Source organism: Parageobacillus sp. NEAU-HV-2 (genome assembly GCF_059115485.1).
The window spans coordinates 1-12,067 of record NZ_JBXUJJ010000004.1 but is presented as its reverse complement, the minus strand read 5'-3'; the positions used below and the strand labels follow the sequence as shown (position 1 = coordinate 12,067).

General features: G+C 43.7%; 11 protein-coding genes. 7 read left to right on the top strand and 4 right to left on the bottom strand.

Annotation, left to right across the window (positions count from 1 at the left end):
* Positions 1 to 13: 13 nt before the first annotated feature.
* A complete protein-coding gene (locus AC1WMD_RS08440; RefSeq protein WP_494256718.1) occupies positions 14 to 862 on the top strand; it encodes a TIGR03943 family putative permease subunit in 849 nt (282 codons plus the stop codon).
* Between the two features lie 27 nt (positions 863 to 889).
* Here the strand turns inward: AC1WMD_RS08440 and AC1WMD_RS08435 are convergent, their stop codons facing one another.
* Positions 890 to 1,810, bottom strand: coding sequence for an MBL fold metallo-hydrolase (locus AC1WMD_RS08435; protein WP_494256716.1), 921 nt, complete (start codon positions 1,808 to 1,810; stop codon positions 890 to 892).
* 88 nt (positions 1,811 to 1,898) lie between these two features.
* Here AC1WMD_RS08435 and AC1WMD_RS08430 point away from each other — a divergent pair, with 88 nt between their 5' ends.
* Positions 1,899 to 2,300 (top strand): secondary thiamine-phosphate synthase enzyme YjbQ, encoded by a 402-nt coding sequence (locus AC1WMD_RS08430; protein ID WP_494256715.1) that lies wholly within the window; start codon positions 1,899 to 1,901, stop codon positions 2,298 to 2,300.
* A gap of 159 nt (positions 2,301 to 2,459) precedes the next feature.
* On the opposite strand, the gene map is transcribed toward AC1WMD_RS08430, so the two are convergent.
* Positions 2,460 to 3,209 carry a type I methionyl aminopeptidase gene (gene map / locus AC1WMD_RS08425; RefSeq protein WP_494256713.1) on the bottom strand — a complete coding sequence of 250 codons (750 nt, stop codon included), beginning with the start codon at positions 3,207 to 3,209 and terminating at the stop codon, positions 2,460 to 2,462.
* A gap of 423 nt (positions 3,210 to 3,632) precedes the next feature.
* Entirely contained in the window at positions 3,633 to 5,306 is a 1,674-nt protein-coding gene (locus AC1WMD_RS08420; protein ID WP_494256711.1) for an IS200/IS605 family accessory protein TnpB-related protein, read from the bottom strand.
* Positions 5,307 to 5,521: 215 nt separating this feature from the next.
* On the opposite strand from AC1WMD_RS08420, the gene AC1WMD_RS08415 reads away from it, so the two are divergent.
* Positions 5,522 to 5,995 carry a hypothetical protein gene (locus AC1WMD_RS08415; RefSeq protein WP_494256709.1) on the top strand — a complete coding sequence of 158 codons (474 nt, stop codon included), beginning with the start codon at positions 5,522 to 5,524 and terminating at the stop codon, positions 5,993 to 5,995.
* A 64-nt stretch (positions 5,996 to 6,059) separates the two neighbouring features.
* On the opposite strand, the gene AC1WMD_RS08410 is transcribed toward AC1WMD_RS08415, so the two are convergent.
* The gene (locus tag AC1WMD_RS08410; RefSeq protein ID WP_494256946.1) at positions 6,060 to 7,409 is read right to left on the bottom strand and encodes a sensor histidine kinase; all 1,350 of its coding nucleotides are present in this window, start codon (positions 7,407 to 7,409) and stop codon (positions 6,060 to 6,062) included.
* Between the two features lie 260 nt (positions 7,410 to 7,669).
* Here AC1WMD_RS08410 and AC1WMD_RS08405 point away from each other — a divergent pair, with 260 nt between their 5' ends.
* The 4 genes from AC1WMD_RS08405 to AC1WMD_RS08390 form a co-directional block, all read left to right on the top strand.
* The gene (locus AC1WMD_RS08405) at positions 7,670 to 10,042 is read left to right on the top strand and encodes an immune inhibitor A domain-containing protein (RefSeq protein ID WP_043904518.1); all 2,373 of its coding nucleotides are present in this window, start codon (positions 7,670 to 7,672) and stop codon (positions 10,040 to 10,042) included.
* Positions 10,043 to 10,200: 158 nt separating this feature from the next.
* Positions 10,201 to 10,446, top strand: coding sequence for a hypothetical protein (locus tag AC1WMD_RS08400; RefSeq protein WP_494256708.1), 246 nt, complete (start codon positions 10,201 to 10,203; stop codon positions 10,444 to 10,446).
* Between the two features lie 111 nt (positions 10,447 to 10,557).
* Positions 10,558 to 11,367 carry a uroporphyrinogen-III synthase gene (locus tag AC1WMD_RS08395; protein ID WP_494256706.1) on the top strand — a complete coding sequence of 270 codons (810 nt, stop codon included), beginning with the start codon at positions 10,558 to 10,560 and terminating at the stop codon, positions 11,365 to 11,367.
* Positions 11,368 to 11,735: 368 nt separating this feature from the next.
* The coding region (locus AC1WMD_RS08390; protein WP_518525021.1) for an SSO2105 N-terminal domain-containing protein at positions 11,736 to 12,067 on the top strand (332 nt) is incomplete at its 3' end.

The window sequence follows — 12,067 nt, the reverse complement described above, 5'->3', positions numbered from 1 at the left end:
GGGGTGAAATGGCGTGTTGCGTATGTATATTTTACTCGGATTTACGTTTTTATTCTTTCATTTATATATTACAGGGGAAATCAGCAAATATATTAATATGCGCTATTCGTATTTATCCTTTAGCGCCATCTTTGTTTTTGCCTTGTTGACGATCGTTCAATTTATTTTTGCCAGCCGGAAAGAAGAACATGATCACTGCGATGATGACGCGTGTTGCCACCATCACCATGAAGAACAAGCGCGTTGGAAGCGAGCGGTCAACTATTTGGTATTTATTTTTCCGATTGTATCGGCGCTGCTGTTTCCTGTTGCAACGCTCGATTCGGAGATGGTGAAAGCGAAAGGATTTCATATTCCCAAATTGGCGGCCGACAGCGGCGATCCGTTTGTCCAGCGGCAATTTTTGCGTCCCGACACCAGCATTTATTACGGGAAAGATGATTATAATGATTTAATGCGAAAGGAATTAAAAAAATACGGGAAAGTGTCGCAACTAAAGCTTAATGCACAAAATTATTTAAATGTGATGGAGACGATTTATCAATTTCCAGGCCAGTTTGATGATCGAAACATCGAATTCGATGGGTTTGTGTATCATGATGAGACGACGAAAGCCAATCAAGTTTTTGTGCTCCGTTTTGGCATTATTCATTGTGTAGCCGATTCAGGGGTATATGGGCTGTTGACCGAGTTTTCAGAGCAGCCGCGGCTGAAAAATGATGAATGGATTCATGTCAAAGGAACGCTTTCCACTGTTTATTATCAGCCGTTTCATATGAACATCCCATATGTGAAAGTCACATCATGGCAGCGGATCAGCGAGCCGAAGGAACCATACGTATTCCGTCAATATAATCAGTGAAAAGGAGCCGATGGCTAGGCTCCTTTTTTATGTATTACAGTCGAACACTTCCCCAAGCTTCAAGCATTTTAAGCGCCCATCATCCAACCCGCGCCGCTTCCATTCAGCGAATAAGCGGTCGAGCGCTTCTTTCGGCGTATCGTCCGCCAAGCGAAAAGCCCCGTAATGCATGGGAATAAAACAGTGGGCTTGACAATCAAGGAAAGCTTGCACGGCTTCTTCGGGAGTAACGTGCTGCGGCCCCATAAACCATTCCGGCTCATACGCGCCGATTGGCAGAAGCGCATAATCAATCGAAAAGCGCTCGCCAATCTCACGAAATCCGCGGAAGTAGCCGCTATCACCGGCAAAATAGATGGTCGGCTTTTCGTTTGCCTCGATTACCCATCCGCCCCAATGCGATGTATTCATATCCCATAGCGTCCGTCTTGTCCAATGCTGGGCCGGGACAAACGTAAACGTAACACCATGAAGCTGCTGCGTTTCCCACCACGCCAATTCCGTTACCTGTTTGTATCCTCTTCTGCGGAACAGGCGGCCAAGTCCGACCGGCACGAATAGATGAGGATTTCCTTTTAGCTTGCGAATGCTTGGAAAATGCAAATGATCGTAATGGCCGTGGGAGATAAGGACGACATCCACTTCCGGCATTTCGCTTAACGCAATACCTGGTTCGGAAAGCCGCTTTGCCGTTCCCATCCGTTTGGCCCATACCGGATCAGTGACGATCGTGATGCCGTTCATCTGAATGACAAAGGTCGAATGCCCAACCCAAGATAGCAGCGTGCGGCCGCGGTTCGTATGAAGCTGTTTGTACTGTGGCATGGTGACGCGTGGAACTTGGTAGGATAAATCTTTCTTTTTGCTTTTCCGTTCCTTTTGCCAGCGGCGAAAATCGGCAAATGTTTTTTTCATCGAAACCCCATCTAGATTTTCGTATCTTTTCATTTTATTCCTCACCTTATTTGTGCGCTATAATATAAAAGTAGCAAAAATCTTTTTTCGAAACAAAATATGTTGCTTGGTGGTGAACATCATGCTTCGCACTTTTACCATTCGCACGACAAAACGGGATGAAATGATCGAGATTACTTCGTTTGTCGCGGAAACGGTTCGTGAGTCAGGCGTAACGGAAGGGGTTGCCATCGTGTATTGCCCACATACGACGGCGGGAATCACGATTAACGAAAACGCTGATCCAGATGTAAAACGGGATATGATGCGCCGCTTTGACGAAACGTATCCGTGGGAGCACCCGCTTGACCGCCATCTAGAAGGAAATACGGCCGCACATATGAAAGCAAGTACGGTCGGCGCGTCGCAGCATGTCATTATTACGGATGGTCGGCTTCTTTTAGGAACGTGGCAGGGCATTTATTTTTGCGAGTACGACGGTCCGCGCCAACGCACATTTTATGTGAAAGTTTTGCAAGGATAAAAACGAATCAAATCAAGCCATGGCGCAAACGGGTACACAAGTTGTTTGTTTCACAAAACTGTAATATTATTATGTAAACTTTAAAGAAGCAAAGGACTAGCCAAAAGCGGCTAGTCCTTTGCTTTATATTCCAACGTTTCTTTCTTAAGTGCAGTGGGATTAGGAAAGGGTCGTTAAAATGAGCGGGCCGTTTTTGGTGATCGCGATCGTATGTTCATATTGTGCGGAATAGGAGCCATCGATTGTCCGCGCGGTCCAGCCGTTTGGGTCCATTTTGCTTTGCCATGCGCCGATATTGACCATCGGCTCAATCGTGATCACCATTCCTTCTTTTAAGCGCATGCCCTTTCCCTTTTCCCCAAAGTGCGGAATATATGGCTCTTCGTGAATCGTCGGTCCGATTCCATGTCCGGTGAAATCGCGGACGACGGAGAAGCCGTTTGCTTCTACATATGTTTGAATGGCGTGGCCGATATCGCCGATCCGGTTGCCGATGACCGCCTGCTCAATCCCTTTATAGAGCGATTGCTCTGTCACATGAAGCAATTTTTGCACTTCTTCGCTCACGTTGCCGACGGCGTAGGTCCATGCCGAATCGGCAAGGGCGCCATGCAGGTTGACGACAAAATCGATCGTGACAATGTCGCCTTCTTTTAACGGCTCGTTGCGCGGAAAACCGTGGCAAATTTCGTCGTTAATCGAGGCACATGTTGCATAAGGATATCCACGATACCCTTTTTGCTCTGGCGTTGCTCCGTGCTTTGCCAAAAATGTTTCTACAAAATGGTCAATTTCCATGGTTGTGATCCCAGGCTCGATGAGCTTGGCGACTTCTTGATGGCAAGCTGCTAATAATTTTCCCGCTTCGTGCATTAGCTTTATTTCTCTTTCCGTTTTCACATGAATCATGCCAAATTCCCCTTTTCATTCATATTTGCCGGCTTGTGAAACCGCAAGTCTATTGTGTATTGTAGCAGAAAAACAATATGGAGATAATTGAACTACCCCCACTTACCGGCTAAAGCCGGTAGAAGTGGGGGATTCTTGTTTCCTCTGGCCGTAGTTGCTCAAAGGTCCCAAGAACCCCCTCCGTTCAACGAGAGGAGTAGCCATACGAGATGTCCGAAGTGTCCTTTCGGGACGACCAGCTATATGCCTATGGAAGCACATATAGAAGGTACACCATCTTTCATTCGTATGGCATCCAAAGAACGCATTGCAATGCACCCAGCTCCTAGAATCGCCATCTGCTCCGGTGACGAGAGTAAGATACTGGTACAATGCGCTCTTGAATGAACAACATTTTTATATTAATAGGTATTCATTATGTTGTTATGCCAAAGTTTTTATTAGCTGCCGTTTTTCTTCTTCTAACAAGGATGGATGAAATACATCTATCTCTTGATATGGTTGATTCACATTAAAAAGATGGTATAGTGTATGTGTACGAACAGAAAACTTCTTATCTAAAATAGACCAATGCTTCCAATGATGAGAAGCATCTTTCGGGACATACTTTTTCAGCACCTTTGGAGCTTTTTCTTTATATCCTAATCCTCGACGGCCAATCGTAAATGCAGCTGCTTGGTGGATAGAGATACCGAATTTACGCATATACTTCAGTTTTCCAGAGACAGAAGTAAAAGCCGGATTCACTTCTATCACAGCAACACCCATTTTGTCGGCACGGCTTTTGATTGCTTGTATCATTTTTCGATAGGCGAACATACTCTTCATCCGATTTGCTTTCTTGTTACCGTATCGATCCCCTGTTTTGGATAAGGTGGTATCCAACTTCTCCAAAACAATAGGTTTTTTCTTTCGAACCGCAATATCTACTAAAGTAATGGCTTCTGCTTCGATGATTTTTGTAATCTGGCCCGAAGTTTTATCTTCTATCGAAAACGAAAATTTCCCATTTTCCAAAAAGTTACCATCTTTCGAAACATTTGTCCAAGCGATGTGATGGTAGTTACAATCTACACCAATAACTCCATCGGAAGTAGAAAAATGAATATATGGATTCGATTCCACATCCACCAAACATTTGATGATATAGTATTCCCCGTGATCTTCAATCGACCAAGAAATTGGTTTGCCATACTCTTTTTTGTTTTTACATTGGATTTGATCTGTCACCGTTTTATTCACCATTTCTTGGCCGTAAGGGAATATTACTCCCGAAAAGGTAACTACTTTTCCTGTTATCGAGTTCATATGAAGTTCTTTTGTAATTGGATTATAGTGAAACACAAAGTTTCCAGAACCAGCATCTTTCCGGCCGGAGATGATCATTTCTTTATTTCGGGCAGCTAAAAAGAGTTTTCTCCAAGCTTCGTGGTCTTTTATAAATTCTTCTTTCGTAAATTGTTGTTTGAATAGTTTTTTACCGCCAAAAACAGCACTTGGAATATGTTCTTTTAATTTGGTCTTCTTTTGTTCTAATCGATATAAACGATGTGTTAAACGACCGATTTTGGCTTTGGTTCGTTTGATTTCTACATCGAGATAGCAATGTTCAAAAAGATATGTGTTCATCCAAATGAAAGAACGGTCTTTTAATCCTAAAGAAATGATTCCGCTCTTATGCAAAACAAAGTTTGTATTTTTCGGAAACCGTAAGTTTCCTTTGATACAACTTTCTTTGATTTTGCGTAATTTCGTCAGTTTCGTTCGTTCTGTTTTCCGTTTTTTCTTCACATCTTTTATTTTTTCTTCTGTCTGTTGAAGGTGTATTTTATTTAATTCCATTAGAGAAGAGAAAAGAGCATTGGCTTCTCGAACGGCACTGTTGGCAAAATAGTCATTCAGTCCGTATTTTTTCTTCACAACGATATGCAGACTTTCTTGATGCAATTTTCGTCCCCATCGTTTTTCCCGGACCAGTGTTTGAAAAGCGAAACGCTTTGCGCGATGGAATAACTCTAATGCATAAGATGTTTCCGTCACATGAAGAATATCCATTTTGGATTTATACAATCTTCTTGAAAAATACGCTTTTTTCATCTTTTCTCCACCTTAACAGAACGTGAGTTCGGTATATTTGTTTATATTTTATGACAGAAGAAGAACGTTTTTCAACTATTACGATTACTAAAAAAATGCCGATTCATCCCCCACCTATGCCCCGCTTAGAGGTGAGGATCTTCTCGACAAAAAAAATAAAGGGGGGCTTTTTTTATTGTGAATATTTTATTTCGACCTGGACTATTTCTTTTAAATTGACTTCTATTTGGAAAGAAATTTCTTTTATTATTCCTCATCTTTGCGTTTCCAACATCATCAATACGCAATTATTGACGGCAGATGAAATAACGATCGACACGAAATCGTTTTATGAAGCGACAAGCCCAGCGCGGGAAAAAATGTTTGCCGCAGCCGGGCAAATGGTTCAACTGCTGGAGATGCGCATTGCTGAAAAGTATGAACAATTGAACGTTGTAAAATGGGAAACGATTGTTGTGATTATCACGGTATCGCTAGCGGTGCTATATTTGTTTGCGGTGTTTTATCGTTCCGTCCATCAACATGTTACGTTTATTGAAGAAAGAACGTTACAAACGGCAAAAGGCGACTTAATGGTGCAGTTACACATTCATACGAAAGATGAGTTTGCCCGCATCGCCCATTCGTTTAATTCGCTCATTCATTTGTTTCGAACGATCATTCGGCCGGTCGAACAGTTTCAACTGTAATGAAAACGGCTATCCGTTTTGCGAAGGATAGCCGTATTTTTGTTGCTGCGTATTTTGAACTCTATTAAATTCGCACACTTCTCTTCTGTTGGATATATATACGACGTCCTAGTTTATGACGTGGCAAAAATCTTTTTTCTTTCCGAACCTCATGTGGCAAGTGGGGGGAAGAAAGCGGCAGATAAATGGATACTTCGGTTCCTTTATGTACTTCACTTTGGATATGAATCGTTCCATTCATTGATTCAATAATGCGGTATACGACCATCATTCCTAATCCGGTGCCTTTCGTCCCTTTCGTTGTAAAATACGGCTCCCCAAGCCGCTCTATTTGTTCTTTTGTCATGCCGACACCGGTATCGGAAATACGGATCAGCACATGCTGCTTTTCAATCGAAACGTAAATTTGCAGCACACCGCCGTTTGGCATTGCTTCGACAGAATTTTTCATAATATTCAGCAAACATTGGCGAAATTTCTCGCGTTCTCCTGTGATTGAAAACGGAGCTAAGGTTGCTTGCACTTCCACGCTGTTCATATTGGCGAACGGGCGTATAAGATCAATCACGCGTTCGATTTCGGTTTTGACATTCAGCTTTTCTACCGATTCCGGTGCCGGTTTGGCAAAAGTTAAGTAATCGGTAATAATTGTTTCGGCTCGGTCTAACTCTTCGATCGCGATTCGCGCGTATTGCTTCCGTTTTTCCGGCAGAAGATGGTGTTGCTCTAGCAATTGCATAAACCCGCGCGCGGCCGTGAGCGGATTGCGGATTTCGTGGGAAATGGATGCCGCTAGATGGCTTACCGCTTCCATTTTTTCCGCGCGGATAATTCGTTTCCGCAAGGTGATATTGTTATAAATCATTTCTTTTAATGAACAGGCGATGAACATACATATTGGCTGAACGAGCAAATAGGTCAGAGAAAGGAGAACAGACGGTGATGGAATGCCATAAAATAATTCGGCCAGTCCGATCGTTAAAATCCCAGAAAACGCAGACAGCGCTGTTGCCAGCGATATACGGTGTTTGGACGGCAGCTGCAAAAACTTTTTTGACAATACTATGCTTGTAATCAGAACGACCGCGGAAGTAACAACGGTAACAAAAAGCTCCATCCCTTCAAATAAAGAACGATAACCAACCGTTACTAAACAGAGAAACACGCTCGTTGCCATTCCTCTATATAAACTTCCTAGCCAAAGCGGGATTTGACGCAAGTCGAAGATAAGCTTTTCGTCAGCGCCGACAGGAATGGTCATACATAGAATAATGACAAAGGCATAAACGACGACAAGCAAATGTTGTTTAATATGTTTCGGCACATTTCGTTGTTCGACCCAAATCGGAATAATAAAAATAGGAAGAAGGATAAAAAACAAATTTAACAAAAAGTCTTTTACAATATTAAGCATTGCTGCACCTTCTTTCACGTAATGCGGTACGTTCGAAGCAAATTCAGCAATTACTGCTAATATACTAAATTGTAAACAGAAAAAGTGGCGAATGTTAAGGGCGAATTCATAGTGTTTTTTTGACATAAATCTTCGTTTTTCAACAAAAAATTATAGGCCGAAAGCATCATTTTATTTATAGCAGGAAATATCTTTTGATTTTTTCTACTATTCTATAATATTTTAATTATAAAAAATTTACATTTTAGGGGGGAGTTTTTTTGAAAAAGCGGTCTATTTTTTCGGCGGTGATGGCGCTGTCATTGGGGGTAGGGTTATGGAGCGTGCCGAGTGTGGCCGCACCGAACGTACAGGCGAAAGAGCCGGCGATGTATGCAGCACAGCAAGGAGGGCCGGTGGATTTAGCGATTGCGAATGAAGAAAAGCTGGTAGAAATGCTGAAAAAAAGCGGAAAAATTTCTGCCAATACGACACCGGTTGAAGCGGAAGAAGCGGTTCGAACTTATTTAAAAGAAAAAGTGTCACACACTGTAAGAGAAAAGGGAGAATTGTATAAACAAGAAGCAAAACGAGAAAAAATGCTGCAAGAAAACTATCAGAAAAATAGCGTTTTAAATGGAAAAGGAAAGAAACTAGGACAATCGAAAAATACAACCGTTCCTTCTGTGCAAGAGGAAGCGTGGAACGGAGGAAAACGGGTCGACCGGGTACTGGTGCTTTTAATAGAATACCCGGATTTTCCGCATAATTCGATTCAGCCGGGCGAAACAGACATGTATTATAAAGATTATTCGAAAGAACATTATTATGATATGATTTTTGGTGATCAAGACGGCTATTATGAAGGACCGAATGGCGAAAAATTAATTTCAGTGAAAAAATATTATGAACAGCAGTCTGGAGGAAGCTATTCGATTGAAGGTGCAGTCGCTGGCTGGTATAAGGCAAAATACCCGGCCAAATATTACGGCGGCAACGTGCCGGATCCTGATGGGAGTGATGCCAATGCCCGTGCGCTCGTAAAAGAGGCGCTTGCGGCCGCCGCCAAAGATCCAAGCATCGATTTGCGGCAGTTTGACCAAGAAGACCGTTACGATTTGGATGGAGACGGCAATTACCGTGAGCCGGACGGTTTAATTGACCATTTAATGATTGTTCACTCTAGTGTTGGAGAGGAAGCAGGCGGCGGACAGCTTGGCAGCGATGCGATTTGGTCGCACCGTTGGAATTTAGGGGGAGTATTCCGCATTCCGGATACATCGACTGATGTCCCGTATTGGAGCGGACAGCTTGCTGCGTATGACTACACGATTGAACCGGCCGACGGCGCGGCAGGGGTGTTTGCTCATGAATATGGTCATGACCTAGGCTTGCCGGACGAGTATGACACGCAATATTCAGGATTAGGCGAACCGATCGCTTACTGGTCGATTATGTCAAGCGGCAGCTGGGCGGGAAAAATTCCTGGTACAGAGCCGACCGGCTTCAGCGCATGGGCGAAGGAATTTTTGCAAACCACGATGCCGGGAAGCAACTGGCTGACAGGAACGACGGTCGATTTCAATGAAATTACGAAAGACGGCGTCGAATTCTTGTTGGATCAGGCAAGCACGAAAGGAACGAACAACGATGCTGTTCGCATCAACCTGCCGGATAAAGAAACAGTCGTCACGACTCCAGCGAGCGGAACGTATGCTTACTTCTCCGGAAAAGGAAATAATTTGGACCAATCGATGTCGGTAACGTTAGATTTAACGAAAGCAAAACAAGCGAAATTAACGTTTAAAACGTGGTATCAAATTGAAAAAGATTGGGATTATGCGTCTGTCGAAGTGAAAGAAAACGGTTCTAACAAATGGGTAACCGTTCCAGGCACAATTACAACAACGGACAATCCGAACGGACAAAATCCAGGAAATGGGATTACCGGTTCTTCCAACGGCTGGGTGGACGCGCAATTTGATTTATCCGCTTATGCAGGAAAAACGATCGAGCTTCGGTTCCACTATGTGACCGATGTTTATGTTGCCGAAGCAGGCTGGTATGTCGACGATGTGCAAGTGACGGCGGACGATGTGACAGTGTTGAAAGACGACGTCGAGAAAGAGCCGCTCTTTACTTTGAATGGTTTTACAAAAAGCAATGGAAAATGGTATTCGAAACATTATTATTTGCTCGAATGGCGTAACCACCACGGAGTCGATGAAGGATTGGCTCATATTCTCCGCGGCGATCAATTGTTATCATACGATCCAGGGCTTGTTGTGTGGTATGTCGACGAGTTGTACGACAACAACTGGACAGGCATTCATCCAGGCGACGGATTCCTCGGCGTTGTCGATGCGGACCAAAAAACGTTGAAATGGTCAGGCAACACGCCGGCCTCAACACGTTACCAAGTCCATGATGCCGCGTTCAGTGTGCAAAAAGGGGAGAAATTCCGCCTCGAGCTCAACGATTCGAAGTTAATCGATAATCATACATCGCCATTGCCGCTATTTGACGACAGCAGCTCTTACGAAAATAAAGAGGTTATCGATGCGGGAAGAAATGTTCCAAATTATGGATTGAAAATCCGTGTCATTGGCGAAAGTGCCGATCGTTCAGCGGCGCGTATCTTGTTGTATCGTTAAGTTAGAACATGGACGCAGGACAGTCCCCTGCGTCTCTTTTTATCGACAATATTTTCGGAAATGGGTATAATAATTTGTTGATTTTTCTTCATTCCTTCTCCCGCCATTTGTTTTTATAATTGTAAGCAAATGCTATATCAAGGGGGATTTTTTCGATCATGCGGGAGCTGTATAAGCAGTTGATGGTGTGGATTGAAGAAAAGCAGCCGGTTAAAATTAAAACAAAGCAAGGAGAGGCAACGTTTTTGCCTGTAAAACTTTACAAAGATGGGCGGAAATTATTTGTCTATAACCGCAACATGAACTTGATCAACATCTCGTTAGACCATGTGGTTTCCATTGAGCCGACGCGCATTTACGGGTCGTTTGATCGAAGAGAAAAATACATGGTACATACTCGTTAGGCAAGAAGGAAAAGAGCGTGCTCCTAAAGGACCGCTCTTTTTTGTATTGCGTGGCAGAAAGGCGGTATTTTACAATAAAGGTATTCGTATCTAGGGAAGGAGAGGGGAAAGATGCGTGGAAAACGTATTGCGTTATGCGCGTCACGGAAGCTGGAAGAAATGTCGACGCTGATTGAAAAACAAGGCGGAATTGCAGTCGTGCGGCCGGCGCAAGGAACGGTATTTTTGAAAGAGAAGGAGCTAGAAGAGGAAATGCGCGCGGTAATGGCCGTGTGCCCGGATTGGTTTATTTTTACAACAGGTATCGGAGTGGAAACGTTGCTGGAGGCGGCAGAGAGAGGAAACATAAAAGAAGAATGGCTGACCGCCATACAAAAGGCGCACGTAGCGGCGCGCGGCTATAAAACGGTCGCGGCGCTGAAAAAAATCGGCATTTCTCCTATCGCTGTCAGCGATGATGGCACCACAAAAGGGCTGATCCGCTCCTTGGCAGAATTTACATTGACAGGGAAACAGGTCGTAGTGCAACTGCACGGCGATACCGCGCCGGCGCTTAAGCAATATCTAACCGAAAACGGCGCATCCTACAGCGAATTGCTTCCATATCGCCATGTAGCGCCAGATTCGCAAACATTGGAAACGCTGTATGAGGAAATCGTGCGCCGCGAAGTCGATGCCGTTTGCTTTACAGCGGCGGTGCAAGTCCGCTTTTTATTTTCTTTTGTAAAGGAGCAAAAAGATATCGAGCTGTTTCGCCGAACGCTGAATGAGCATGTCGTTGCCTGTGCGGTTGGAAAAGTCGCGCAAGAAGCGCTTCAAGAAGAAGGAATTACTAGAGTGATCGCTCCTAAACTGGAGCGAATGGGGGCGATGATTGTCAAGTTATCGCAGTATTTTGAACAGAAGAAAACTTTTGCATAAACAGCGCTGAAGGATTTCATCCTCATAAACTTATTAGCATGATAAAAAATCACGCAAGGAGGCTCTCTTGCGTGATTTTTTATCTATCGGTGTGATATTGCTCACAACGTGTTTGTGAGAAACAAGGTACAATCATAACAAAGAAATGATAGCAGGTATAAGCAGTTTGATAAACATCTATAAAAATGTGTGAAATCATGTCAATATCTTCTGTTATTGGATGTGGAGAGGCGGATGTTCTCCATCTTTTCCACCCTCTCCTGTCTGATGATAAAAAATTATCTCCTCCTTCCCTATGTTAAAAGGAAATGAAGAAGAGTTGGCGAATATATGTTCTGAAGGATCCAAACAAGGGGGAAGGCAAGGGGATGAAAACGGCTCGGGGGATGAAAATCGTTTCTCATGATGAATCACAACTTCGCTCATTGGATGAGTTGATGCGCGTCTTTGGTTCCGCGAAGCGATACGCGTTCAACCGTTTGCTGGAGGGAAGGAACGCAAAAGACATCATCCAGCACCTTCCGCGCCCATTTCGGCTTAACAAACGGTTTGCCGAAGATGCGGTCTTGCTTGCTCAATCGCTGATTTCTTCCCAACGTGAGTTGCTTCCAATAAGGCTGGAGGATGTGCAAGCGAAAATCGAAAAAAACGAAAAGAAAATCGATGAGTATCAACATGGTAGAAAAACACCGAAAAAAGT